Here is a 26,191-nt window from a genome sequence, read left to right as displayed (position 1 = left end):
GCGGCGAAGGCGTTGGTGGTGTGGGCGAGCACCATCATGATCGGCACGGTCAGCAGCGTGCCGCTGACACCGAAGAAGATCAGCAGCTTGCGGCGTCCGATCCGGTCGGACAGGCCACCGGCCAGCGGCTGCAGCACCACGAAGACCAGCAGTGCGGCGAAGTTGATCCAGGCGACGGTGTCCTTGGAGATACCGGAGGTGTTGATCATGAACTTCTGCATGTAGGTGGTGTAGGTGTAGAACGCCACGGTGCCACCCAAGGTCAGACCCACCACCAGCAGGCATTCGCGCGGGTACTGCAGCAGCACCCGCAGTGAACCGCGCGAGCTGCTCGCGGTGGGCTCGGTGGACTCCGGCTTTCCGGCCACCGCCTTGAACGACTCCGATTCGTCCATACCGCGCCGCAGCAGCATCACGACGATGGCGCCACCCGCGCCGATCAGGAACGGGATCCGCCAGCCCCAGCTGTGCATCTGCTCCGAGGTCAGGATCTGCTGCAACACGATCTGCACACCGAGGGCGGTGAGCTGGCCCGCCACCAGCGTCACGTACTGGAAGCTGGAGTAGAAGCCGCGCCGGCCCGCCGAGGCCACCTCCGACAGGTAGGTCGCGCTGGTGGCGTACTCGCCGCCGACCGAAAGTCCTTGCAGCAGCCGCGCCAGCAGCAACATCACCGGCGCAGCGATGCCGATGGTCTGGTAACCGGGGGTCAGCGCGATCATCAGCGATCCGGCGGCCATCACCGTCACCGAGAGAGTCAGCGCCGAGCGGCGGCCGAAGCGATCGGCGTAGCGTCCCAGCGCCCAGCCACCGATCGGGCGCATGATGAACCCGACCGCGAACACCGCCGCGGTCGAGAGCAGCTGCGCGGTCGGATCGCCGTCGGGGAAGAACGCCTTCGCGAAGTAGACGCTGAACGCGGCGTAGACGTACCAGTCGTACCACTCGACGAGGTTGCCGATCGATCCGCGCAGCACGTTCGCCACTACTCGCCGTTCACCACCGGCCTGTGTCGTTGTCACTTGGACCCTCCTCTATCGGCGCGGCTTTGCGCCGTCGGAGTCCACTGTGTCGGCAGTCACAAGCCGGAGGGAAGTCGCGCGGGCGGTTCCTAACTTTCCCTTAGGACGATCGCGCCGGATCTAGCACTCTCGGGTCGAGAGTGCTAACTTTGGTGGTGCACAGCTTCCGGCGCCCGTCGCCGTGGCGGTCGCCGTCGGGAACGAAAACGGAGGTGATTGCTGTGCTGAGGTTCGATCCGTTCCATGACATCGATGCTGTAGCCCGCCAGCTGCTCGGTGAAGCGACCGGCACCGGCCGCGCACCGCGTTTCATGCCGATGGATCTGTTCAAGGCAGGCGACCACTATGTGCTCAACGCCGACCTTCCCGGTGTCGATCCCGGTTCGGTCGATGTGAGCGTGGACAACGGCACGCTCACCCTGCGCGCCCAGCGCACCGCTCCGAGTGAGGAAGGCGTCCAGTGGATCGCCTCCGAACGCTTCTCGGGCACCTACATGCGGCAGCTCTCCCTCGGCGACAACGTCGATACCGACAACATCAGTGCCACCTACAACAACGGGGTCCTCTCGGTGACCCTGCCGATCGCCGAACGCGCCAAGCCGCGCCGGATCGAGATCACCGGCGGCGGCTCGGGGCAGCGGACGATCGAGGCCGGATCGAGCTGATCTCGAACCGGATTACCTGCGGCGAGCGGCGGCTCAGGCCGGTGTGATCAGCGCCGGCGCCAGCGCCCGCAGGTCGGCCAGGTAATCGGGGCCGAGCGGCTGGACCGCGAGATGGTCGGCGCCCGCGTCCAAGTGGGCGCGCAGCCGCTCGGCCACCACCGCCGCGGAGCCGTGCACCGCCAGCGCATCGATGAGTTCATCGCTGCCGGGTGCGGTGACGTCGGCTTCGGTGAATCCGAACTTGCGCAGATTGCGCACGTAATTGCCCAGTCCCAGATACATCTGCACGACCGGACGGGCCGTGGCGCGAGCGCGCTCGGCGTCCTCGTCGAGCACGAACTTCTGCTCGACGGCCAGCCCGGCGGGTCCGAGCGTCTCCCGGGCGAAGGCGGTATGCGCCGGCGGGACCAGATACGGCAGCGCGCCCGCGGTGCGTTCGGCAGCCAGCTGCAGAACTCGCGGTCCGAGCGCGGCCAGCGCCCGGCGACTACGCGGCACACCGGCCTTGTCCAGTTCGTCGAGGTATTCGACCAGAGCGTCGAAGGGCTTGCGGTAGGGGTCGTTGAACTCGGGGTGGCCTGCGCCGATACCGAGCAGGAACCGGTTCGGGAAGCGGTCCTCGAGACGGTGGAACGATTCGGCGACCTCAGCGGCCGGCGCGGTCCAGATGTTGACGATGCTGGTGGCCACGGTCAGGTTTTCGGTGGCGGCCAGCAGCTCCTCGACGCCGGGCAGCTCCGCCGGAGGCGAACCGCCGAGCCAGAGGGTGCTGTAGCCCAGCTCCGCCAGTTCCTTCGCTTCGTCGGGCGTGACGCCCTTGTAGCCGCGCCACACCCCGAACTTTCCGAGCCCGTCGATAGTCATATTCGATGCGAACTACGGTGCGGGCGAGATTATTTCCACGGGCACGTCGGCCGTACCTCAGCTGCCGCAGCAACCACCCTCACCGGGGACCGTGCGCATCTCTCTGGTCTGCGCGTTACGAGCGGCGAGCTCGGCGTCGGCCGGATAGTCGACGGCGATGAGGCTGAGCCCGTGCGCGGGCGCCACCGTCACCGCACTCGAGCGGGTGCGCTCGGTCAGCAACTCGGCGGTCCATTCCGGAACGCGGCGTCCCTCCCCCACCGCGAGCACCGCGCCGACGAGACTGCGAACCATCGACCAGCAGAACGCGTCCGCGCTGACGTAGGCCGTCAGCAGATCGCCTTCCCGGGTCCAGTCGAACCGTTGCAGTTCACGCACCGTCGTCGCGCCTTCGCGGCGGCGGCAGAAAGCTGCGAAGTCGTGTAGGCCCAGCAGGTTCCGGGAAGCAGCCCGCATGGCGTGCACATCGAGATCGGGCCGGCACGGCACCACACCGCGCGCCTGCAACGGTTCGGCGCCGTAGCGGGCGGTGGTCAACCGGTAGGCGTAATGGCGGCGGACCGCCGAGAAGCGTGCGTCGAAATCGGCGGGCGCGACGCGAATATCCTTGATGCGCACGTCCTTCGGCAGGAACCGCGCCATGCGATGCACGAGTTTTCCCGGATCGATCGCGGCGGCGGAATCGAAATGCGCGACCTGACCTTCGGCGTGCACGCCGGCGTCGGTGCGCCCGGCCACCGTCAGCTGGACGGTCTCGCGCAGCACCTTGCCCAGCGATTCCTCCAGCACGCCCTGCACGGTGCGCAGCCCGGGCTGACGGGCCCAGCCGATGAAATCGGTCCCGTCGTAACTGATGTCGAGCCGGTACCGGGTGGTCCCCGGCGCCTCGATCTCGTTCGCGTCCTGCCCGCTCACCACGGCCTCCTCGGAAAGTGAACGAGCCCGCCCACCCGGAACGGGTAGACGGGCTCGTTCGGCGAATTCAACGCGTCACGCGCATCCCGGGCGAACCGGGACCACGACTCACGCCTTGTCGTCGGCCTTCTCGTCCGCGGTGGCCTCGGCCTCGGGAGCCTCGGTCTTCTCCTCGGCAGCCTCGGCGGCGGTGTCGTCGGCGGCCTCAGCGGGAGCTTCGGCGGCTTCGGCGGCGGGCGCCTCGGTCTTCTTGGACGCGGCCACGCGACGGGCGCGATCGGCTTCCCTGGTCACGGTCTCGCCGCGGACCAGTTCGATGATCGCCATCGGAGCGTTGTCACCCTTGCGGGGCAGCGCCTTGATGATGCGGGTGTAGCCACCCTCGCGACCCTCGAACGAGGGACCGATCTCGGCGAAGAGCGAGTGCACGACGTCCTTGTTGCGGATCACCTTGAGCACCTCGCGACGGTCGGCAAGAGTGCCGCCCTTCGCCTTGGTGACAAGCTTCTCGGCATACGGGCGCAGCGCCTTGGCCTTGGCCTCGGTGGTCGTGATCCGACCGTGCTCGAAGAGCGCCGTGGCCAGATTGGCGAAGATCGCCTTCTGGTGCGACGCCGACCCGCCGAAGCGGGCACCCTTCTTGGGCTTGGGCATTGTTGGTTCTCCTTGAGTAAGACCGTTCCGGGGCGCCTACCCCAGCGGCCTAGAGCTGTTCGGTTTCGGCGTAGTCCTGCTCGCCGCCGTCGTTGTCGCTGAAGTTGCCGCTGTCGGACCAGGTGCCGGTGGCCGCGTCGTAACCCACCACGCTGGAGGGGTCGAACGAAGCCGGGCTGTCCTTGAGCGAGAGGCCGAGCGCGTGCAGCTTGACCTTGACCTCGTCGATGGACTTCTGGCCGAAGTTACGGATGTCCAGCAGATCCGATTCGGTGCGTGCGACCAGCTCGCCGACGGTGTGCACACCCTCGCGCTTGAGGCAGTTGTAGGACCGGACCGTCAGGTCCAGGTCCTCGATCGGCAGACCGAACGAGGCGATGTGATCCGCCTCGGCCGGCGACGGGCCGATCTCGATGCCTTCGGCTTCGACGTTCAGCTCACGGGCCAGGCCGAAGAGCTCGACCAGGGTCTTGCCCGCCGAGGCGAGCGCGTCCCGGGCGCTGATGGAGTTCTTGGTCTCCACGTCCAGGATGAGCCGGTCGAAGTCGGTGCGCTGCTCGACACGGGTGGCCTCGACCTTGTAGGTCACCTTGAGCACCGGGGAGTAGATCGAGTCCACCGGGATCCGGCCGATTTCCGCGCCGGACGCCTTGTTCTGCACCGCCGGGACATAACCGCGACCGCGCTCGACGACCAGCTCGATCTCGAGCTTGCCCTTGTCGTTCAGGGTGGCGATGTGCATGTCCGGGTTGTGCACCACGACGCCGGACGGCGGGACGATGTCATCGGCGGTGACGGTGCCGGGGCCCTGCTTGCGCAGGTACATGGTGACCGGCTCGTCCTCCTCCGAGGACACGACCAGGCCCTTGAGGTTCAGGATGATGTCGGTGACATCTTCCTTCACACCGGGGACGGTGGTGAACTCGTGCAGGACACCGTCGATGCGGATGCTCGTCACCGCGGCCCCCGGAATCGAGGACAGCAGGGTACGGCGCAGCGAGTTGCCGAGGGTGTAACCGAAGCCCGGCTCGAGGGGTTCGATGGTGAACTTCGAGCGGTTCTCCGCCACGACCTCTTCGGTCAGGGTCGGACGCTGGGAAATCAGCATGTGGATCATCCTCCTTTGTGGGCGCCCGCTATTTGACGCCTCGTCTAAGGGTTGTGCGTGATCGCCCGGAATGGACGATCACGCACCAGCAGCGGAGCGGCTGTTACTTCGAGTAGTACTCGACGATCAGCTGTTCCTGCAGCGGCACATCGATCTGGGCGCGCTCGGGCTCCTGGTGGACCAGGATGCGCAGGCGGCCAGGGATGACCTGGAGCCAGCCGGGGACCGGACGGTCGCCGACGGTCTCACGCGCCACCTGGAACGGCAGCGTGTTCAGCGACTTCTCCTTGACATCGATGATGTCGTACTGGGTGACGCGGAAGGAGGGAACATCCACCTTCCGGTTGTTCACCAGGAAGTGGCCGTGGCTGACCAGCTGGCGGGCCTGGCGGCGGGTGCGTGCCAGACCGGCGCGGTACACGACGTTGTCCAGACGGGTTTCGAGCAGGCGGAGCAGGTTGTCACCGGTCTTGCCCTTGAGGCGGTTGGCCTCTTCGTAGTACCGGCGGAACTGCTTCTCCATCACGCCGTAGGAGAAGCGGGCCTTCTGCTTCTCCTGCAGCTGGAGCAGGTATTCGCTCTCCTTGATCCGCGCGCGGCCGTGCTGGCCGGGCGGGTAGGGGCGACGTTCGAACGCCTGGTCGCCGCCGACCAGGTCGACGCGGAGGCGACGGCTCTTGCGCGTTGCGGGTCCGGTGTAACGGGCCATTGTGGTCTACCTTCCTTTCCCGTTAGACGCGACGCCGCTTGGGCGGACGGCAGCCGTTGTGCGGCTGCGGGGTGACATCGGAGATCGTGCCCACTTCCAGGCCGGCGGCCTGCAGCGAACGGATCGCGGTCTCGCGGCCCGAACCGGGGCCCTTGACGAACACGTCGACCTTCTTGACGCCGTTCTCCTGCGCCTTGCGGGCCGCGTTCTCGGCGGCCAGCTGCGCGGCGAACGGGGTCGACTTGCGCGAACCCTTGAAACCGACGTGGCCGGAGGACGCCCAGGAGATGACGTTGCCGGACGGATCGGTGATCGACACGATCGTGTTGTTGAACGTGGACTTGATGTGCGCGTGGCCGTGCGGGACGTTCTTCTTTTCCCGGCGACGCGACTTCTGGGTCTTCTTGGGGCCGGAGGCCCGTGACTTCGGAGGCATCGGTTATCCCTACTTCTTCTTGCCGGCGACGGTCTTCTTCGGACCCTTGCGCGTGCGCGCATTGGTCTTGGTGCGCTGGCCGCGCACCGGCAGGTGGCGACGATGACGCAGGCCCTGGTAGCAGCCGATTTCGATCTTGCGACGAATGTCGGCCTGCACCTCGCGGCGCAGGTCACCTTCGACCTTGAACTCCGAGGCTTCGATGTAGTCGCGCAGCTTGGTCAGGTCGTCGTCGGTCAGATCCTTCGACCGCAGATCCGGGCTGACCGAGGTCGCCGCCAGGATTTCCTTGGCGCGGGTACGGCCGATACCGAAAATGTAGGTCAGTGCGATCTCCATGCGCTTTTCGCGCGGGAGATCGACGCCCATGAGACGTGCCATGTGGCAGTTCCTTAATCGTTGCGGAGGTCTGCTCCCTGTCCGTCCCCTCGTCGTGGCGGGGCCCCGGCCTCCGTACCGGGGGTTGGCTCATGCACCTCGGGGGTGAACCCGAATTCCGCAGTGCACGGCTGGAGCTGGGAGTTCTTCTCGGGCGAGTGGCGCTCGCCCATTCAATTGGTGTGCCAATCCGAACCGCGTTCGGTGCTTGGCTGGTGTCAGCCCTGACGCTGCTTGTGACGCAGGTTCTCGCAGATCACCATGACCCGGCCGTTACGGCGGATCACCTTGCACTTCTCGCAGATCTTCTTGACGCTCGGCTGAACCTTCACGTCCGTCCAATCTTGTTGTGGTTCACACGGGTGTGAACACAGTTTTTCCCCAGTCTGACGACTGGGGAATTCCTGTTTCCCTCGGTCCGCGGATCGAGGAAGTCTTGTGGGGCAGCCAATCGCGAGCAGGGATCGCTCGCCGACTCACTTGTAGCGGTAAACGATACGGCCGCGGGACAGGTCGTAGGGCGAGAGCTCGACGACCACGCGGTCCTCCGGCAGGATGCGGATGTAGTGCTGCCGCATCTTGCCGCTGATGTGCGCGAGAACCTTGTGCCCGTTCTCGAGCTCGATCCGGAACATCGCATTGGGCAGCGGCTCGACAACTCGACCCTCGACCTCGATGGCCCCGTCTTTCTTCGCCATATCCTCCGCGATCCCGGTTATGCTCAACCTGGTCTGATTGGTGGTTACCGCCCGAATGCAACCGGTCGGTATGGACTGCTTGAGCCCGGACCGGTCGCATGCGAACAGTCGGCGCATAGGTGCACCGCCGCTCAAGCTTACCGGTAGGCGCCCGATCGGGCAAAACACGCCCGGACGCGGGGGTAGCGAGCCTTCCCAACGGGGCACTGCCTGCCCCGCGAAGAGACCCAGCTGTCGCGTAAACTGACCGCTGTCCGAGGTCCAGCACATCAGAGGGGGATGCGTGAGCCGCAGCAATGACGGCCTCCCCATGCTGCCGCCGTGGCTCTCCGACAGCGAGGTCACCCAGGTCGGGCAGCAGATCGATTACGAAGCCCCACCGGTTCAGAACCTTCCGCACGACGAACTGATCGAGGACACCCCCGCCCCCAAGCGCCGCTTCAAGCGGCCCGCTCCCGAGGGCGACCGTTCCGACGCCCCCGGCCCCCGCAAGGAGAAGCGCCGCAAGCCCTGGCGCCGGGACAAGAACGACGACCAGCAGGTCGAGGAGCACGCGGACGAGCGCCACGAGGACGGGCCTCGCACGTCGCGACCCGCAGATCAATGGTCGAACCCGCCGCAGCAGCTCCAGCGGCCGGACGGCGGATGGCAGAGCGGCCCGCCGCCCGAGCAGCGCCCGGCACCCGCCGACTACCGGCCTTCGGATCGATCCGACTCAGGCCCGGCCGATCCCCATCGCCCCGGTCCCGCCCAGCACCCCTACCGCCAGGGCCCGGACAACTCATGGCAGCAGGGACCGGCGCAGACCGGTGAGCGGCCGCCCACACACCTGCCGACCCGCACCCCGAGTGAGCCGCCGGCCGAGTTCCAGCCGCTCGGGCCGCGGCCACCGCAGCCCCCGGCCGATCAGCAGTCGATCTCGACCGAGGCGACGGTCCATCTGGGCCCGCGCACGAACCGACCCACCCCGCCCGCCCCACCGCAGGCTCCCGTCGCACCACAGACCCCTCTCGCACCGCAGGTCCCGACTCCGCCGCACACGCAGGCACCCGCGCCGCAGACTCCGGTCGCGCCGCAGCCACACGCCTCTTCGCCGCAGATCCCGGTCGCGCCGCAGCAGGATCCGCAGCCACAGGGACACGCGTCCGCGCCACAGATCCCGATCACGCCGCCGCAGGCACACGCGTCCGCCCCACAGATCCCGGTCGCGCCCCCGCAGGCCAGCACATTCGCGCCACATACCCCGGTCGCGCCGCCGCAGACTCCGACGTCGCCGCCGGAACGTCTCGGTCCGATCGAGGGTGCGACTCCGACCTCCCGGGATGCCGACGGCGGGGCTTCGGACAGCGCGGCGCTGGATCCGGATCGCGGAACCGGCACGTCTTCCGAGCTCGCCTCGACGGCCGAGCGCGACCGTTCGGTCGCGAGCCGGTCGTCGCAGGCGTCCATGATGCCGGACAGCTCGGTGACCGGTCAGGCCTCGACGGCCGATCGACCGATCCTCGAGCGGTCGTCCTCGGAAAGCGCATCGCAGGGACCGGACGCGTCGGCTGTCGGGCATGCGGGAACAACGCCGACCGCGGAGCCGCCGTCGTGGTTGGAAGGGCCGCAGACCACCGAAGGCGGGCGGGCGGCCGACAGCGGCGGGACCGGTGAAGGCAGCGCGATCCCGGAAGCCGGGCGTCCGCAGGCAGCGCAGGCCCCCGGCGACGTGACGCCGAATCGCACGTCCGACTCGCAGGCATCGGCGTCGGCCGCGAGCTCGCGGTCCACCGACGCACCGCCGGCGTGGCTCGCACCCGCGGACTCGGCGAATACACCGGAACAGCCGACGGCGCAGCGTCCGCTGCCACGGCTGCCGGATCTGCCGCCACCGCCCACCCCGGACGAAAGTCCCACGGACACAGCCGAATCGGTGGCCGACGTCACGGCGAGCGATTCGGCGCCGACTCCCGTTGCCGGCGATCAGGGCGCTCCGAGCGATGCGCCGACCGATTCCGCGACCGGTGTACCGCAGATCCCGTCGACACCGGACGAGGTCGCGACGCGCCGCCCTGATGACGCACCCCGCTCAGCGCAGGCGGGCACCGTCGAGCAGGTCGGCGATCCGAACCGCGCACCGGCTGCAGAGGGGCGGCCAGGCCCGACGGACACTGCCGTATCGGCCACCCGTGGGCGGCACTGGCTGCCGTCCGAGGGTGTCGACGCGTCAGCCGACCAGGTCCGGACCGACCCGGCAGAGGCTGCCGAGGCACGTCCACAGCAGGCACCGCCGGCTGTCGCGGCCGATGGTGGCGTACCGGCCCGAGCGCAGAACCCGCACACCGCGGCTACGACACATTCGTCCGGCTTCGACCACCCACTGCCGTCCCAGCCCGTCAGCGGCAGCGAGCAAGCGGCACCGAACGCCGAACAGTCGTGGCATACCGGGCAGCCCGCAGCCGAATCGATGGTGCGCGCAGCACCCATCGCGCAGCCGCCGCGTTCCTTCGAAGCGCCGGTGAGTGAACCGGCTCCTGGACGGGAGCAGTGGCACTCTGCACCCGAGGGCGCGCACTCGGTATCGGCGGGTCAGATTCCGACCGCCGACGACCGAGCGGGCGGACAGCCGTGGCAGACCGGCCCGGCAACAGTCGCCCAGCAGGGTCGACCCGGCCCGCAGTGGCAGAGCCCGGTCTCGCCGGGCCCTGATACTCCGGCACCGCACAATCCCGCACCCATGCGCGCGCCGACCGATCAGATGCCGGGACCACAGGGGTATGGGCAGGCGCCCGGTCCGATGGCGCCGAACCAGCCTCCGGTGGCGCCGCACTCCGCACCGCCTCCGCAGTCGCAATACCTTTCGGCGCCACAGCATCCCGTACAGCCGCCGCACCCGGCTCAGCCGCCCGGCCCGCCGTCGCATTCGGCACCGAACCACCCCGCACCGCCGCAGCAGCATCCCGCGCCGCAGCAGTGGCAGGGTGAGCAGGGCAGGCCCCCGCTGCCGCCGTCGCTGGACAATGTGCCGATCCGCGGCCGCGCGGCCAAGAAGCCCGCGGGGTCCGGCTGGCGCAAGGCGGTGCACCATGTGTCGGGTGGCGCCATCAACCCGGGCATGTCGGCCGAGGAACGCCGGTTGCAGGAGTTGGTGGCGCGGATCCGGCAGCCGGTGCGCGGGGATTACCGCATCGCGGTGCTCTCGCTCAAGGGTGGTGTCGGCAAGACCACGACCACCATGGGGCTCGGCTCGACCTTCGCCTCGATCCGCGGCGACCGGGTGATCGCCGTCGACGCCAACCCGGACTTCGGCACCCTGTCGCAGCGGGTGCCGTTGCAGACCCGGTCGACGGTGCGCGATCTGCTGCTCGATTCCTCGATCCAGCGCTACTCGGACGTGCGCAGGCACACCTCGCAGGCCACCAGTCGGCTCGAAGTGCTTGCCAGTGAACGTGATCCGGCGGCGTCGGAGGCGTTCAACGAGGACGAGTACCGGGCCGTCGCGCGGATCTTGCAGCGGTTCTACAACATCATCCTCACCGACTGCGGCACCGGTCTGATGCACTCGGCCATGGCCGGTGTGCTGGAGCTGGCGCATTCGCTGGTGCTGATCTCCTCGCCCGCGATCGACGGCGCCCGCAGTGCCGCCGCGACGCTGGACTGGTTGTCGCTGCACGGGCACGACCATCTGGTGCGAAACGCGGTGGTGGTGATCAACTCTCCGCGTGCCGGATCGCCGAATGTGGGCATCCAGCAGCTGCGCGAGTACTTCCTGTCGCGCTGCCGCGCGGTGCACATCATCCCGTTCGACCAGCACATGTCCGAGGGCGCCGAGATCGATCTGCACCGGCTGCACAAGCAGACCAAGCGGGCCTATGTGGAACTGGCGGCGACGGTCGCCGACGATTTCGCGACCGATCACCGCCGTTACCGGGGTTGACGAAGGTCGCGGCCGTTATCCGGCCGCGACCTACTCAGGATGTCGCGTTGCCGGCCCGCCGGTTCACCATTCGGGCAGCCGGCGTCGCCCGGCCAAGACGTCGCGCACCAGGTCGTCGTAGGCGTCTGCCAGTTCGGCCAGGTGGTGCCAGGCGCTGTGCAGCAGATCATCGTGTGCGTCGAGGGTCATCAACGCGTGATGGGCGCGCACGGACGCCTCGGCCAGCCGGTCGATCACCGCGCCGATGGTCTCGGTGTGCAGGGTGGCGCCCAGCCGGTGCTGGGGGACGTTGCGCACCACCCAGTCGTCGATCGCCATGACCAATTCGCCTCGGCGGCGCTCGATTTCGACGACCGTCGACGGCCGGGTGTCGATCGATCCGCCCCGGCCGACCAGCCGTCTCTCATGCAGTATTGCCAGGTCACGGGCATACCAGAGCAGCTGACCGCCGATAACACGGTGCCCTCGGCACGCTCTGACAAGTAGATCCGAGGTCGGCAGCGGCCCGGAAATCTGGGGCTGCGCCACCGGATCGGCACTTCGCTGAGTGCCGGGAAGAGCCATTACGACTGTTGTATCCGAACCTGCCACGGTTGCCTCGCCGTCATCGCCGCACAACACCGGATCAGTACGTTCATTACAATAAACCTCGGAAAACCCCTGTCAAGCGTAATCGGGCCGTAGTGGGCCGAAAAGTGTACACTTCGTTACCTGCACGACCAACCGAGGAGCAAGATGGCGGACGGTCCGACGTATCACCGGATCGCAGACCTCCTCCGCGAGGAGATCCGCGCAGGCAGGTGGAAGCCGGGTGATCGACTGCCCAGTCACGCCGAGCTGGCCGATCAGATGCAGGTTTCGATCACTACCGCGCGCAACGCAATTCAGGTCCTGGTCACCGAGAATCTTGTCTACACAGCTACTTCCCGCGGAACGCTGGTCCGAAACCAGGAAGTACTCGAATCCGTGGTCACAGATCATATCCGACCGAATCGGCCACGGTCGGCACATGACATTTTCGAGGAGATCGCGCGCGCCGCGGATCGCGAACCCAGCAAAGAATTCAGCGCCCGAATGGAGCCTGCCGGTACGGAAGTGGCGCAATGGCTGGGCGTTCCGGCTGATTCCTGGGTGCTGGCCCGCACGGTCGTCCAGTATTTGGATAACGAACCGTGGTCCTGGGAGGTCAGTTTTTATCCGCGTGATCTCGCCGAAGCCACCGGAATCGACTCACCGCACGACATTCCCGAGGGGACGACTCGCCGACTGGCCGATCGTGGCCACGCCGAGACCGCCCATCGCGATACCGTCGTCGCCCGGCCCGCTACCGCCGAGGAGGCCATTGTGCTCGGAGTCGCCACCGGAACCATCCTGCTCGATCATCTTCGGATCGGCGCCAATCACGAACGCGTCACCCGCGCCACCAGGCATCGTTCCATCGCCACCCGTAACCGGCTGGCCTATGAACTAGGTGATGAGGAGGGCACGGCCGTGATCCGCCGCGCCCTCGGCAGCTCTTATCGGCCCGGCATCGCGTAGCCATGACCGTGGTCATCCGGCCCGCGGTCCTCGCCGACCTCGGAACGATCTGCCGGCTTCGAGTACAGCGCACCGCCTGGCTGAGCGCGCGCGGTTCGGATCAGTGGACCGTTGCCGGGCGCGGTCTGCCGATCGAGATCTTCGCCCGGTCGGTCGGCCACTGCCTCGACGCCGGGGAAACCTGGATCGCCGAGGTCTGCGGCAGGCCCGCGGGGACGATCACGGTGAACGATCGTGCCGATCAAGGACTCTGGGAGCCCGAGGAGCTCTCGGACGCGGTCATCGTCCACTACATGATCGTCGACCTGCGCTACGCGGGCCGTGGCGTCGGCCGCCGCCTGCTGGCGCACGCCGGCGAGCTGGCCCGCGAGTACGGCCGCGACTGGGTGCGCCTGGACGCCTGGACCACCAACACCGACCTGCACGCCTACTACCGCAGCGCGGGTTTCCGCCTGGCCCGCATCGCCGGCCCGGCCGCCCAGGGTCCCTCCCGCGCACTGTTCGAACGCCGTACCGACTCCTGGGCGCCGGTCCGCGCCGATCACGCGCCGGTGTTCACCCCGGTGCACGGCTAGCGTTCCGCCGAACCGCGGGTTCCAGAGAGGGCGCCGGTCGCGGCCGGGGCGGCCGAGCGGCTCCTCACAGCGGTGGCAGATGGGCGATCTGGATCATCTCTTGGCCGCGGGTGCGGGAGACGAGCATGCCGCGTCCGGGTGGGAGTTTGGTGGGGCGGACGTCGCCGATGAGTTTGCCTTCGTCGCGTGGGCCGCTCATGATCAGCGCGTCGACGGACAGGTTCTTCATGCCGCCGAGCACGTGGTCGTAGAGGGCGCGGGAGACGCCGCCGATGCGGCGGGTGACGACCAGGTGCAGGCCGATATCGCGGGCTTGCGGCAGATATTCCAGCAGCGGCAGCAACGGATTGGTGCCCGCGGTGATCATGTCGTAGTCATCGACCAGGACATAGATCTCCGGGCCCTCCCACCAGCTGCGGTCGCGCAGCTGCTGCGGGGTGATGTCGGAACCGGGGATCCGTTTGGACAGGTAGCGGGCCAGTTCGGTGATCATCGGGCCGCTGGTCTGCGAGGAGGTCGAGTAGCCGGCCAGGCGTTCGTCGGGGACAACGCCGAGCAGGCTGCGGCGGTAGTCGATCATGATGATCCTGGCCTCGCCGGGCGCGGAGTTCTCCACCACACCCATGGCGATATTGCGCAGCAGGGTGGTCTTGCCGCATTCGACGTCGGCGAAGGCCATGAAGTGCGGTTCGGCGTCGAAATCCAGGACGAACGGATCCAATTCGTTCTCGCCGAGCCCGACCACGACCTTGGTCGCGCTCTGCTGGACGCCGTGCGCACGGGCGATGGCGAGCACCTGATCGCGGGAGATCTCCAGCGGCAGCATCCGCACCTCGGGCGCACGCCGGGTGCCCCACAGCTGGACCAACTGCTCCTTGGCCGCCGCGACACCGTCGGTGAGGGTGGTCGGATCCGAGTCGGAGTCCAGCCGCGGCAAGGCGATCAGCATGTGCAGCTCGTCGGGAGTGAGGCCGCGGCCCGGGCGCCCGACGGGCACCAAGGCCGCTGTGCGCCTGCCCATTTCCGAATCCGACGGATCGCCGAGGCGCAGCTCCAGCCGGGTGCCGATCTGGTCCTTGATCACCGGCCGGATCTCGCCCCAGCGCGAGGCGCCGAGGATGAGATGGATGCCGTAGGACAGGCCCTGCTGGGCGATCGCGTTGACGGCAGGTTCCAGGGTGTCGAATTCCTCGCGCATCGCCGCCCAGCCGTCGATGACCAGGAAGACGTCACCGAACTGGTCGGCGGCCAGCGGATCGTCGGGGGCCGGCGGGTTGCCGTTGGCGGCCGCTTCGAGCTGGGCGTATTTGCGGCGACGGAACTCCACCATGGATTCGATGCCGAGTTCGGTGAAGCGTTCCTCGCGCTGGGTGAGCAGCGAGGTCAGCTCGGCGATGGTGCGGCGCACCCGGTCGCGGTCCAGGCGGCCGGCCACCGAGCCGACGTGCGGGATGCCGGACAGGCCGGTCATGCTGCCACCACCGAAGTCCAGGCAATAGAACTGCACCTGCTCCGGGGTGTGGGTGGCGGCCGCGGCCATGATGATGGTGCGCATGGTCGTCGACTTGCCCGACTGCGGACCGCCGACCACGGCGACATTGCCCTGACCGCCGGCCAGGTTGATGGTGAGCACGTCGCGGCGCTGCTCGTAGGGCTTGTCGATGATGCCGATGGGCATCCACAGTTGCCCGTGCCGGTTGACCGGGGAACGCCAGTCCGGATCGGGCAGCAGCATGTCGACGGTCGGCGATTCGTCCAAGGGCGGCAGCCACACCTCGTGCGCCGGGCGTCCGTGCCCGGTCAGCCGTTTGACCACGACCTCGAGCAGCGAATCGGGCAGGCCCTCTTCTTTGTCCTCGGTCTCGGCGCCGGGCGGTGGCGGCAGCTCCGGCAGTCCGGGTGGGCCGGCCGGTTCGGGTGCGGGCTCGAGCCGTTCCGGCATCTCCACCGGTGCGGCCGTGAATATCGCGGGCGCCTGCCCGCCGCTGACGCTGCCGCCGGCCTCGCGGGTGCCGGTCGGTGAGACGTAGGGCCCGGAGACGTAGGTGGCGTTGAAACGCAACGGGTCGTCGGCGTCGCTTTTGAGGTAGCCGGAGCCCGGGATGCCCGGCAGATGGTAGGCGTCGGTGATGCCGAGTACGGCGCGGGATTCGTTGGCGGAGAAGGTCCGCAGGCCGATCCGGTAGGACAGGTGCGAGTCCAGGCCGCGCAGCTTGTTCTCCTCGAGGCGCTGCGAGGCCAGCAGCAGATGCACGTGCAGCGACCGGCCGAGGCGGCCGATCATCACGAACAGGTCCGCGAAATCCGGTTTCTGCGAGAGCAACTCGGAGAACTCGTCGACGATGACGAACAGGGCGGGCAGCGGATCGAGCTGAGCGCCCGCCGCACGCGCCTTCTCGTACTCGGTGACGTTGGCGAAATTACCTGCCGCGCGCAGCAACTCCTGGCGCCGGTTCATCTCACCGGCCAGCGCGTCCTTCATCCGGTCGACCATCGAGAGCTCTTCCTCGAGGTTGGTGATCACCGCCGCGACATGCGGCAGCGGATCGAGACCGAGGAAGGTGGCGCCGCCCTTGAAGTCGACGAGCACCAGATTGAGGTAGTCCGGCGAATGCGTGGTGACCAGCGACAACACCAGCGTCCGCAGGAACTCGGATTTGCCGGAACCGGTCGCGCCGATGCACAACCCGTGCGGGCCCATGCCGTTCTCGGCCGACTCCTTGATGTCGATCTCGACCGGTGTGCCGTCTGGGGTGACGCCGATCGGCACCCGCAGCCGTTCGCGGGCGGTACGCGGACGCCACACCTTCGACGCCTCGATCTGCGCGGCGTCGGGGATCTTCAGCAGCGCCATCAAACCCGGATCGGACCTGGTCTCGTCGCCGAGGCTGACGATCTGGGCGGCGGTGGCGATGCGGTAGCGGGCAAGGCTGCGACCGAAGGCGGTGGCTTCGGCGATGCTGACCTCGTCGGCGGTGGCGAACTTCTCGGTGCCCGCCGCGCTGCGTGCGCTGACGTCGCCGTCGGCGACCACCAGTTGCAGGCCGCGACGCACCGCGAGCCCGTCCTCGGGTGCGGTGAGGTCGAGCACGGTGACCGAGTCCAGGCCGGATTCGCTGACCAGGCGTTCGGTGCCGTTGACGTAGCCGTCGTCGATGACGACCACCAGATGTAGCCTGCCCTGTGTCGGCTGCGGGTTGCGCATGAACCGGCCGCGTTCGATCAGCTCGGCCGACAGCGCGGTTTCCAGTTCACCCAGCGAGCCGTACATCATCCGGGCCGAGCCCATGCCGTCGCGCATCGTCGGATGTTGCAGGTGCGGAAGCCATTTCGCCCATTCCCAGTGGGGTCCGTCCGGGTCGGCGCAGACGATGGCGATCGCGACGTGGTCGGGGCCGTGGAAGGCGGCCAGTTCCATCAGCATCGCCCGCACCAGGGTGCGTGCCTCCTCGGTTTCCCCGCCGATATTGATGGCGGGGAAGGCGCGCAGCGAGACCGCCGTCGGCAGCCGGTGCACCACCGAATGGGTGCGCACGAACCGGCGCAACGCCACCGTCGACACCGGTTCGAGGTCCTCGAGCGGGCCGGTCTCCGGGCGCGCCAGTTTGGTGGCCAGCCGGTGGCTGCCGATGCCGACGCGGACGTGCCCGAAGTCCGGGTCGGCCGGGCGGCGTTCCCACATCCGGCGGGTGCCGATCACCGAGCGCAGATCCATCGGCTCGGGGTGACTCCAGGTCAGCGCCTCGAGCTGTTTGCTTCCGGTGCGGCGCACGTCTTTTCGCATCTGGTCGAGGTAACGGAAGTAGTCCTTGCGTTCCTCGTTGAGCTCGGCCGCCGACTTCGGTCCGCCGCCGCTGCGCATTCCCATCATCATGCCGACCATCGACATGATCATCATCATCGGGAACATCATCATCATCGGATTGGCGAACAGGTTGCGGCCCATCATCGCCATCATCGCGATCATGCCGACGACGGCGACCAGCATCACCACCGGCATCAGCTTGACCAGCAGCGGAGCGGGCAGCGGCCGGGGGATCTCCGGCGGCGAGTTCAAGGCGACTTCGCCGCCGGGTGCGCGCGGCGGCGCGATCCTCGGGCGTCGCACGAAACCTTCGGTAACCATGGCGGTCCGCTACCCCTCTGTTGCTTCCTGATCGAGGTCGGAGATGTCGGCGTCGTCGTCGCGGCGGCGGAACGGGATCCACAGCGCGGTGCCGATGCCCAGCACGGCCAGGCAGGTGATCGCGCCGATGGCGGCGATGCGGCGGGGCAGCGGGTCCGGGCCGGGTGGGCGCCACGGCTGCGCCATCGGGCTCGGGACGTCGGCGCCCTCGCTGATCGGCTGGTCCGGCAGTTCCGCGGTCAGCGCCGCCACCGGGTCGATCAGGCCGTGCCCGATGCGGTCGTCGCGGCCGGGCCCCGGCGCGTGAGCGGTGCGTTTGATCCGGTCGATCACCTGGGCGGCGGTCAGTTCCGGGAAACGGGAACGGACGAGCGCGGCCAGACCCGCGACATAGGGCGCGGCGAAACTGGTGCCCTCGATGGGGCTGATGCCTTCGGCGGTCTGCACGCCGTCGACCAGGCCGGCACCACCGGGTTTGCTGTCGAGGGAGACGATCTGGCGGCCGATGGCGGCGACTCCGATCCACGGGCCGTTCAGCGACAGTTCGGACACGACGCCGTTCGGGTCGACGGAGGCGACCGAGAGCACATACGGGTCGAACCAGGCCGGGCTCGCCACCGTCTGCACCCCCGGCCAGCCGGACCCGGTGTTCTGCGCTTTGCAGGCGCCGTCGGTCTGGAGGTTGCCCGCCGCCGCGACCACCACGACGTTGCGGTCGTAGGCGTACTTGACGGCCGCGCCGAGCGGTTCGTCGACGGTGTCGATTCCGGCTGCGGCACAAGCTACTTCGGAGATGTTGATCACCGTGGCGCCCAGGTCGACGGCGCGCACGACGGCCGCGGCGAGGGTGAGCACATTGCCGTAGCCCGCGCTGGCGATGGCGCCAGGAGTTTCTTGCGAACCGCGACGATCCTTGGCCTCGAACGCCAGGCTCAGCTGCCGAATGGTGAGGATCTCCGCCTCCGGCGCCACCCCTGCGAAGGCGTCGTCGGGGCTCGGCCGTGCCGCGATGATGCCCGCGACCAGAGTGCCGTGCCCGTCGCAGTCGACGGTGCCGTCGGTGCCGGAGACGTAATCACCGCCGGCCTGCAATGCGGGCAGCCGAGGATGGCGGTTGACGCCGGTATCGATCACCGCGACCTTCTGCCCGGCACCCCGACTGAACTGCCAGGCCGAGGGCAGGTCGAGCACGGCCTGCGACACCGGGACCTCGGCCGGCGGACCGCCGTTGAGCACCGGTTCGGCACAGACCGACCGCTGTTCGGTGGGTTCCAGCGGGGCCGGGCGGCCGCTGAGCGCTTGCGCCGCCCCGAGCGCGCCCGGATCGATCTGCGGTGGACCGACGGCGGCGGCCGGAGCGGGCGGGCCGAAGACCGACAGACCGAGCACCACCGCCGCCGCGACCACCGCCGACGTGCGCCGTAGCGGGCCGGAGGAACAGAACGATCGGCTCGCGGATGCGGGCATCAGATATTCCGTGCCATCGCATACACGCCCATGATCCACAGCACCAGCGGGATCACCGTGCAGATCAGCAGATACTCGAAGATCTCGCCGGAACGCCGGGTCACCGGGGTGATCTCGATGTGCGGGCCGATCACGCCGAACACCACCACCGCGACGGCGAGCGCGAGCAGCAGCCCACCGCTGAGCAGCGGATCGGCACCGCCGAGCGCCAGCCCGGCGAGCAGCGCGGCGACGATGGTCGCGCCGGCGATGATCAAGGTGGCGGCCTGCGCGAGATCGGCGAAGGCCCGCCCGCGCAGGCACAGGATGATGGCGGTGACCACCGCGAGTGCGATCCCCTGCCATCGGGCATTGCCCAGCGGGTCGGCGGCACCGAGCGCACCGGCCACACCGGCGATCGCGCAACCGATCAGCAGGCCGGTCTGATACTGGTTGGCCACCCGTGCCCGGCGGCCGAGCCCGGCCGCCGACGGCAGCGCGGTGGCGCCGATCGCGCCGATGCCTTCGATGGTCGGGCGCTGCTCATGATCGGCCGGGTCGATCGCACCGCCCGCGGTGGGCACCGGCGGCACGGGCAGCCGAGCCAGCACCGCCGACAGTCGCGGTACCGCCGAGATCAGCACGATCGCCGCCACCAGCAGGCCCGCGCCGATCTTCGGCAGCGCCGGATCCCACACCATGCGCACCAGCGCGGCCACACCCCCGCACACCGCGACCGTGATCGCGGCGGTGAACAGCGTGGCGCCGGTGCCGGTGGCGCGGTAGACAGCGACAGCGGCGACCAGCGTCACCGAAAAACCCAGCAGCAGATGCGGACTGCCGAGATCGCCCGGCACGAACAGCGCGGCGCCGCCGAACAACAGCAGCAGCGCGCCGAAGGACAACCAGACCGCGGTGAGTTCATCGTCGTATTTGCGCGCGGCGATGGCGGCGGCCACCGCGGCGCCGATACCCACCCCGGTGGCCAGGAACGGGGCGGCGATGCCGAGCCCGTCGGCGCGGCCGGCGGCGAACAGCGCGAGCGCCAGCACGGCGGCAACCACGGAGGCGACCAGGCCGGTCCAGCGCGCGGCACTCGGCGACCAGCCGCGAAAGTCGTTGGCGGTCAGGCGCGATACCGCATCGATGACGTCATCGAACAGCGCCGGCGATTCCTTGGCGCTCACCGAACGCAGGACGAGCAGTTCGCCGTCGAAGACCTCGGCCTCGGTGAGCGTGCGGCTGGGTGCGATGGCGTCGCGGCCGAGCCGGGCCAGCGTCCAGTGCTTGGTCTGCAGCGGGGCACCGCCGTCTTCGGTGTCGACGGGTGCGGGGTTACGGGACTCGATGAGAGCCACCAGATCACCCATGAAGGTCGCGATCGGCACAGTGGCCGGCAGCCCGACATCGAGCTGGGTATTTCCCCCGATGACGGAAACCCGGCACAGTTCTGGCTCAGCGGTACCGGCGCCGCTGCTCAACGTCTCGGTCAATTGTCGAACGACCCCAGTTCTTTCCTGCACGTTTCAGACACTCGCGACCGGATTCCTACCCGTCGAACCACCGGTGAGCGACTCCGCGGCACCGGGTCGATATTGCGACCGGACCACGTTGCAACCTACCGGCAGCGAACAATAATGTATCGGACAGGCCATGCCGACGCGATTTATGTCGCGGCCGGGCCGAACTCGTCCGTGTCCGCCGCAGTTATGAAGATTTCGGGGTTCCATGCAATGACCGGCAACCGTCAAGCACAGCGCGCCTTCGATGCCGGAATCCTGTCCCTCGGGCTGAGCATTGATGGGCAGGAATCGACGCGTGATCTCGAGTACGCGAAATTGGCTTTTCAGCGGGCCACCGAATGGGATCCGACCATGTGCGATGCCTGGCTGGGCCGGGCGGCGGCGGGCGAGGTCACCGATGAGGTGATCCGGAACCTGCATCGCACCAGCACCAGCACGCTCTACCGGGAGCAGCGCAGGCTCGGCCTGGCGCCGCGGGCGCTGGCCGGACGGTTCGTCTCCGGGCTCTACATCGACTATCCGCTGGCCAGCTACACCGAGATCTGGCTCGCGTACGCCGCGAACCTGATCGGGAGCAAGCAGTACGACGAGGCCGAGCGGGTGCTCGACGAACTGGCCGAATACCGGGCGGGCATGCTGTCGGATCCCGATCGTGAGATCGACGACCGGATCAGCGCCTATATCCGCGGCGTGCTGCACTTCAACACCCAGCGCTGGCCGGATGTGATGTCGGTGCTGGCCGGATCGGCCGAATGGGAGGACCCGTACCTGGCGACCGGCGCGCACGTCATGGTCGGTTCGGCGTGCGCCCAGCTCGGGCTGTTCGGCGAGGCGATCCGGCGGATGGAGCAGGCCGAGAACGGGCCGATTCCGGCCGCGCGGACCACGGCCATGTTCTGCCGCGGCCTGTGCCTGCGCGAAACCGGCAGCGAGGACGAGGCCCAGGCGCTGTTCGAGCAGGTGTATTCGCAGGCACCGGACTTCGCCGCGAACACCGAGGCGATGCGGGACAAGAGCTATCGCATCACCATCACCACCAAGGAGTCCATCGACGCCCGCACCGACCGCTGGGATCCGGCCTCGGCGCCGTCGGTGGAGCAGCTGCAAACCGCCGACGCCGAGGACCGGGCCAAGAAGATCCTCACCGAGGCCCGCGCCGAACTCGATCGACAGATCGGCCTGACAGCGGTGAAGACGCAGGTCGCGAAGCTACAAGCGACGGCGCAGCTGGCCAAGATCCGGGCCGAGAAGGGCATGGCGAGCGTGCCGCGCGGCAACCACCTGGCCTTCACCGGTCCGCCGGGAACGGGTAAGACGACGATCGCGCGGGTGGTCGCCAAGATCTACTGCGGCGTCGGCCTGCTCAAAACCGACAAGGTGGTCGAGGCCAAGCGAATGGATTTCGTCGGCCAGCATCTGGGCAGTACGGCGATCAAGACCGACAAGCTGATCGACACCGCGATGGACGGCGTGCTGTTCATCGACGAGGCCTACACGCTGATCCAGACCGGCTTGTCCGGCGGTGACGCCTTCGGCCGCGAGGCGGTGGACACGCTGCTGGCCCGGATGGAGAACGACCGCGACCGGCTGGTGGTGATCATCGCGGGCTACGACGGCGAGATCGACCGGCTGCTCGCCGCCAATGACGGCCTGGCCTCGCGTTTCGCCAAACGCCTTCAGTTCCCCTCCTACACCCCGCCCGAACTGGGGCAGATCGGCAAACTCATCGCCTCCTCGCGCGATTCGGAGCTGTCCGAGGACGCGGTGCGGCTGCTGGAGCAGGCCTGCGAGCGGCTCTACAACTCCGAGCGCACCGACCAGAGCGGCCAGCCGCGCCGAGGCATCGACCTGGCCGGTAACGGCCGCTTCGTCCGCAATGTGATCGAGGCGGCCGAGGAGGAGCGCGAGTTCCGGCTGGCCAACGACGAGTCGCTGGACCTGACCGCGGTCGATGAATCGGTGCTCATGCGGATCGAGGCACCGGACATGGAGGCCGCGCTGGCGGGGGTGCTGTCCTCGCTCGGGGTGTCCTGACGGCTCAGTTGTTCTGCGGCAGGACGTCGTGCCTGGTCAGCGCGTCGCTCGGCGCGAGGGTCGGGCCCGGCACCAACTGCCCGACGATGGCCCACGGCGCCGGCTCCGGTGCGTCGCCGAGGCCCAGCACCATGGCGGTGTCGATATCCGGGATGCCGTAGCGGATGCCGTTGTCGGCCACGTAGAACAGGCTTCCGCGCCGAGGGCTGCCCGGTTCCATGCCGGTGACGTGCACGAACTCCCCCGACGACGGGCGCAGATAGGCCTGATCGGTCCGGTCGCCGGAGCCGTCGGCTGTCGCCAGCGATACCGGTCGCGCGCCCTCGGGCAGCGGCAGCCTCGCGCCGACGAGCAGAGCGGCGGATGCGCGATCGGTGGGCCCGTCGACCGCGTCGGACTCGCCCTGATCGGTCTTCGACCAGGACACACAGGTGACCGGGGCGTCCTCGGCGGACAGGATGGTCGGCACGGCGGCCGGGAAATGATCGACCGGCAGCTGCGCGAGCACCGGGATGCCGGTGAGCACGTCCGGCGGGACCGTCTCGATCTGGCTCATGCCCTGCGAGTTCGCGGTGCGGATGAGTTCGGCGGTGAACTCGGAGATGTGCTGCACGCCCTCGCTGAGCACCACATACAGCTCGGCGACCTGTTCCCGGCCGGTGGCCGCGACCGAGATGACACCGCCGACCGGAATATCCGACAGCGCGCCGGGACCGGGCTTGCCCGCGTTCGGAATCTGCGGCGGCGCGATCGGCGGCACCGGAGTCGCCGCGCCGAGCAGGCCGGTGCCCGCAGGTCGCGGGCGTTCGCCGTTGAGGTCGAGCGCCCGCGCGAGCACGCTGTCGTCCAGGTCGATCTCGGCGCGTTTGCCCTCGTAGATCAGGTAGGTGCGGTCCGAGCGGCGCACCAGGACGGCCTCGTCGGGACGCGCGGTGCGGATTCGTTCGCTCAGTTCCGGGCGTGCCGCGAGCACCGCGGTGTCGACGCCGGAGGCCGAGGCGGCGCTGCCGGTGATGGACAGCTCGACGGTGTCGCACAGTGTCCAATCCGACCGATCGCCCTGCGCCGAGCCGGGCAGCGCCGACGGCGCGCCCGGGATGCCGAGCAGCGGTCCGCGCGGCAGCTCGGCCAGCTTGGCGTCCTTGACCGAGGTCGGGGACTCGCTACTACCGCTGATCAGGCGGGCCGAGGCCAGATTGAGCACCGGGTGCAGGGTGGAACCGCCGTCGCTGTCGGCGACGACGACGTAGAGCGCGCCGCTGTCCTTGCCCATCACGATCTTGGCGTCGCCGATCGCGCCCTGCGGGCGGATGAAGGCCAGGATCGCCGCACCCGCGACGACCAGCAGCCCGAGGACCGCCCCGACCAGCAGCGAACGCAGCTGTGACCGCATCGGATCGTGCAGCATCCGCACATCCCGGCGCACCAGCGCGTGGTCGAGCCTGCGCAACAGGAATCGATATCCGTTGACCTGCTGCCGGGTGGTCAGCTGTGCCGGCACATGGCCTCCATAGAACTGGGTCTCCCCTCACTCGAGCAATTACAGTATCGGCCGAACGGTGGTGTCAATCGACGCGGTGCGCGGGCGGTCGAGGCCGATTTCTCCGTCCCGCGATTTCACCTGCGGCGCGGTATTGTCAAAGTTCTGCAGATCCCCGGAAAACACAAACTCCGACAACCGGAATTCGAACCCAGGGCTACTAAAAGTGAACGTTGCTGTAAACGAACGGGAAACCGTGTCCGACAATTCGGCGGAAAACCCATCCGGGGAAATTCGATCGGACATCGCGGTGAACGCGACGTTACATGATCCCGAATTCTGGTTGTTCCGCCATATTCCGCTGCGGCGCATGGTTCCGCTGGCATTGCTCGCCGCCACGGCGGCCTGGGCGGCACTGGCCCTCGACGCCCCGATCGCCGCCGTCGCCGGGATCGGCGCCGCGGTGCTGCTGCTCGGCGCGGTGCCGGTGCGGCGGGCGGATCCGCGCAATCTCGCCGGGATGGTGGCGACGGCTGTGGCATGGCGTTGGCGGCGTGCCCGGCCCGGACCGGCCGACGGCGGGGCCGAGCCGTTCGACGTCACGCTGCCCGAGGGCGGCAGTTACGGCGTGCGCTGGGACAACGACCTGCTGGTCACCATGTTGCGCATCGATCCGCCACCGGATGCGATGACGCTGCTGCGGCGCGGCTCGCTGAGCACCGATCAGGTCTTGCCGCTCACCGAGATCGGCAAATGCCTCAGCCAGTTCGACATCACGCTCACCTCGATCGACGTGATCAGTACCGGCGCGCGCACCGCGGGCAACGGTGTGGTGGCCCAGCTCTACGACCGCATCCTCGGTCCGCTACCCGCCATCGCCCATCGCACCGTCTGGCTGGTGCTGCGGCTGGACCCGCTGGCCAACGCGGAGGCGGTCGACAATCGTGGCGGCGGGCGCACGGGCAGCCTGCGCACCGCCATCATCGCCACCCGGCGGGTAGCCAATCGGCTGGCCGCGCACGACATCTCGGTGTCGGTGCTCACCGCGGGCGAGATGAACGCGGCGGTGCGCCGGATGTGCTGGGGAGTGCCGCTGGACCAGTTCACCGAAACGCAGAACTCACTGGTCCATGGCGAATTGCGGCTCACCAGCTACGAGATCGGGCCGGAGCTCATCGGTTCGCGCGGCTTCGCCGATATCTGGGCAACACCGAGCCTCAACACCATGGTGACGGTCCGGCTGCGCCCGGGCACGCAGCGGCCAGGCGCCGGCAAGCGGGCCGAATCGCCGCCGATCACCCTCGGCGCGCTGGTGCGGTTCGATACCCTGACCGAGCTCGACACACCGCCCGTCGAGGGGCTGCGACCGTTGCGTGGCAGGCAGTTCCGCGCACTGCTCGACACCCTGCCCGCGCAGACGGTGGTGCACGACAGTGCCGCGGACTATCACGGCCCGCTCAGCGCACTCACCGGTATCGCGGTGCCCACCGGCGGATGCGGACAGCTCATCGGCGCCGACCACCGCGGCCAAGGCATCGCGGTGCCGCTGATCGGTGACGGCACCCGGCATCTCGAGGTGATCGGCAAACTCGACCTGGCCCAGCAGGTGATCCTGCGGGCCATCGCGCTCGGCGCGCATGTGGTGGTGCACACCGGTCGGCCGGAGGCCTGGCAGACGATGGTCGCCAATGTCGGCGCACCACAGTCGCTCTCGCTGGCCACCCGATTCGGCGGCAACACTCCGCAGCACGGCCCGGCCGCCACGCAGCCCGGCACCGGGTTCAGCACCGCCACCGTTGTGGTGTTCGACGGGATCGCGCCCACCGCGTTGACCGGCGGCGCGACCATCGTGCGGGTGCGTGGACCGCACGAACCCGACGGCGATTTCGACGCCGACGTCACGCTGTACCAGGACCCCACCGCCCCCAACCGCATCACCGTGCGCACCTCAACGGCACAGGCCACGGCCAACATGGTCACCACGCCGGACGAGATGCGCTACATCGGCGAATCCCTCGCCGCCGCACGCTGAATCCGGCGGCAACGCAGACAGCCGGCCCGGTGTTCACCGGACCGGCTGTTCGACGCTGACGCGTCCCG

The 26,191-nt window shown here is 68.6% G+C and carries 21 protein-coding genes; 6 read left to right on the top strand and 15 right to left on the bottom strand.

Annotated elements, in window-relative coordinates:
* On the bottom strand, positions 1–1,022 hold a 1,022-nt coding region (locus tag RJ05_RS04275), incomplete at its 3' end, for an MFS transporter (RefSeq protein WP_036533343.1).
* A 221-nt stretch (positions 1,023–1,243) separates the two neighbouring features.
* Between RJ05_RS04275 and RJ05_RS04270 the strand changes: the two genes are divergently transcribed.
* Positions 1,244–1,687: an Hsp20/alpha crystallin family protein gene (locus tag RJ05_RS04270; RefSeq protein WP_036533331.1), complete on the top strand. Its 444-nt coding sequence runs from the start codon at positions 1,244–1,246 to the stop codon at positions 1,685–1,687.
* A gap of 33 nt (positions 1,688–1,720) precedes the next feature.
* Here RJ05_RS04270 and RJ05_RS04265 read toward each other — a convergent pair whose 3' ends face one another.
* From RJ05_RS04265 to infA, 9 genes are all read right to left on the bottom strand, one after another.
* On the bottom strand, positions 1,721–2,551 hold the full coding sequence (locus tag RJ05_RS04265; RefSeq protein ID WP_036533329.1) for an LLM class F420-dependent oxidoreductase: 831 nt from the start codon (positions 2,549–2,551) through the stop codon (positions 1,721–1,723).
* Positions 2,552–2,608: 57 nt separating this feature from the next.
* Positions 2,609–3,466 (bottom strand): tRNA pseudouridine(38-40) synthase TruA, encoded by an 858-nt coding sequence (gene truA / locus RJ05_RS04260; RefSeq protein WP_081597161.1) that lies wholly within the window; start codon positions 3,464–3,466, stop codon positions 2,609–2,611.
* A 108-nt stretch (positions 3,467–3,574) separates the two neighbouring features.
* The gene (gene rplQ, locus RJ05_RS04255; RefSeq protein ID WP_036533324.1) at positions 3,575–4,120 is read right to left on the bottom strand and encodes a 50S ribosomal protein L17; all 546 of its coding nucleotides are present in this window, start codon (positions 4,118–4,120) and stop codon (positions 3,575–3,577) included.
* 49 nt (positions 4,121–4,169) lie between these two features.
* Positions 4,170–5,228, bottom strand: coding sequence for a DNA-directed RNA polymerase subunit alpha (locus RJ05_RS04250; RefSeq protein WP_014349149.1), 1,059 nt, complete (start codon positions 5,226–5,228; stop codon positions 4,170–4,172).
* Positions 5,229–5,331: 103 nt separating this feature from the next.
* A complete protein-coding gene (gene rpsD, locus RJ05_RS04245; protein WP_036533322.1) occupies positions 5,332–5,937 on the bottom strand; it encodes a 30S ribosomal protein S4 in 606 nt (201 codons plus the stop codon).
* 22 nt (positions 5,938–5,959) lie between these two features.
* Positions 5,960–6,373, bottom strand: coding sequence for a 30S ribosomal protein S11 (gene rpsK, locus RJ05_RS04240; protein ID WP_014349147.1), 414 nt, complete (start codon positions 6,371–6,373; stop codon positions 5,960–5,962).
* A gap of 9 nt (positions 6,374–6,382) precedes the next feature.
* A complete protein-coding gene (gene rpsM, locus RJ05_RS04235) occupies positions 6,383–6,754 on the bottom strand; it encodes a 30S ribosomal protein S13 (RefSeq protein ID WP_014349146.1) in 372 nt (123 codons plus the stop codon).
* Positions 6,755–6,969: 215 nt separating this feature from the next.
* Positions 6,970–7,083, bottom strand: coding sequence for a 50S ribosomal protein L36 (rpmJ, locus tag RJ05_RS04230; protein WP_003938068.1), 114 nt, complete (start codon positions 7,081–7,083; stop codon positions 6,970–6,972).
* A gap of 144 nt (positions 7,084–7,227) precedes the next feature.
* The gene (gene infA, locus RJ05_RS04225; RefSeq protein ID WP_003418601.1) at positions 7,228–7,449 is read right to left on the bottom strand and encodes a translation initiation factor IF-1; all 222 of its coding nucleotides are present in this window, start codon (positions 7,447–7,449) and stop codon (positions 7,228–7,230) included.
* 283 nt (positions 7,450–7,732) lie between these two features.
* On the opposite strand from infA, the gene RJ05_RS32725 reads away from it, so the two are divergent.
* Positions 7,733–11,368, top strand: coding sequence for a MinD/ParA family ATP-binding protein (locus RJ05_RS32725; RefSeq protein WP_280215324.1), 3,636 nt, complete (start codon positions 7,733–7,735; stop codon positions 11,366–11,368).
* A 63-nt stretch (positions 11,369–11,431) separates the two neighbouring features.
* Here the strand turns inward: RJ05_RS32725 and RJ05_RS04215 are convergent, their stop codons facing one another.
* Positions 11,432–11,932 (bottom strand): DUF4254 domain-containing protein, encoded by a 501-nt coding sequence (locus RJ05_RS04215; RefSeq protein ID WP_036533320.1) that lies wholly within the window; start codon positions 11,930–11,932, stop codon positions 11,432–11,434.
* Between the two features lie 171 nt (positions 11,933–12,103).
* On the opposite strand from RJ05_RS04215, the gene RJ05_RS04210 reads away from it, so the two are divergent.
* Both RJ05_RS04210 and RJ05_RS04205 read left to right on the top strand, forming a co-directional pair.
* A complete protein-coding gene (locus RJ05_RS04210; protein ID WP_036533318.1) occupies positions 12,104–12,907 on the top strand; it encodes a GntR family transcriptional regulator in 804 nt (267 codons plus the stop codon).
* Between the two features lie 2 nt (positions 12,908–12,909).
* On the top strand, positions 12,910–13,482 hold the full coding sequence (locus RJ05_RS04205) for a GNAT family N-acetyltransferase (RefSeq protein ID WP_036533315.1): 573 nt from the start codon (positions 12,910–12,912) through the stop codon (positions 13,480–13,482).
* 64 nt (positions 13,483–13,546) lie between these two features.
* Here the strand turns inward: RJ05_RS04205 and RJ05_RS04200 are convergent, their stop codons facing one another.
* From RJ05_RS04200 to eccD, 3 genes are read right to left on the bottom strand one after another with little or no spacing between them, the layout of a single operon-like run.
* The gene (locus RJ05_RS04200; RefSeq protein WP_036533313.1) at positions 13,547–17,608 is read right to left on the bottom strand and encodes a type VII secretion protein EccC; all 4,062 of its coding nucleotides are present in this window, start codon (positions 17,606–17,608) and stop codon (positions 13,547–13,549) included.
* Positions 17,609–17,617: 9 nt separating this feature from the next.
* Positions 17,618–19,075 carry a type VII secretion-associated serine protease mycosin gene (gene mycP / locus RJ05_RS04195; protein ID WP_051016219.1) on the bottom strand — a complete coding sequence of 486 codons (1,458 nt, stop codon included), beginning with the start codon at positions 19,073–19,075 and terminating at the stop codon, positions 17,618–17,620.
* Entirely contained in the window at positions 19,075–20,547 is a 1,473-nt protein-coding gene (eccD, locus tag RJ05_RS04190; protein WP_036533309.1) for a type VII secretion integral membrane protein EccD, read from the bottom strand. Before eccD ends, mycP begins: the two co-directional genes overlap by 1 nt.
* A 240-nt stretch (positions 20,548–20,787) precedes the next feature.
* Here eccD and eccA point away from each other — a divergent pair, with 240 nt between their 5' ends.
* Positions 20,788–22,611, top strand: coding sequence for a type VII secretion AAA-ATPase EccA (eccA, locus tag RJ05_RS04185; RefSeq protein WP_036533339.1), 1,824 nt, complete (start codon positions 20,788–20,790; stop codon positions 22,609–22,611).
* A gap of 4 nt (positions 22,612–22,615) precedes the next feature.
* Here the strand turns inward: eccA and eccB are convergent, their stop codons facing one another.
* Entirely contained in the window at positions 22,616–24,112 is a 1,497-nt protein-coding gene (gene eccB, locus RJ05_RS04180; RefSeq protein ID WP_036533306.1) for a type VII secretion protein EccB, read from the bottom strand.
* Between the two features lie 289 nt (positions 24,113–24,401).
* Here eccB and eccE point away from each other — a divergent pair, with 289 nt between their 5' ends.
* Entirely contained in the window at positions 24,402–26,123 is a 1,722-nt protein-coding gene (gene eccE, locus RJ05_RS04175) for a type VII secretion protein EccE (RefSeq protein ID WP_234012350.1), read from the top strand.
* Positions 26,124–26,191 lie beyond the last annotated feature (68 nt).

Source organism: Nocardia cyriacigeorgica NBRC 100375 (assembly GCF_000308555.1).
GTDB lineage: Bacteria > Actinomycetota > Actinomycetes > Mycobacteriales > Mycobacteriaceae > Nocardia > Nocardia cyriacigeorgica.
Note: the sequence above shows the minus strand (reverse complement) of the source record. Positions and strands in the feature narration are given on the sequence as shown.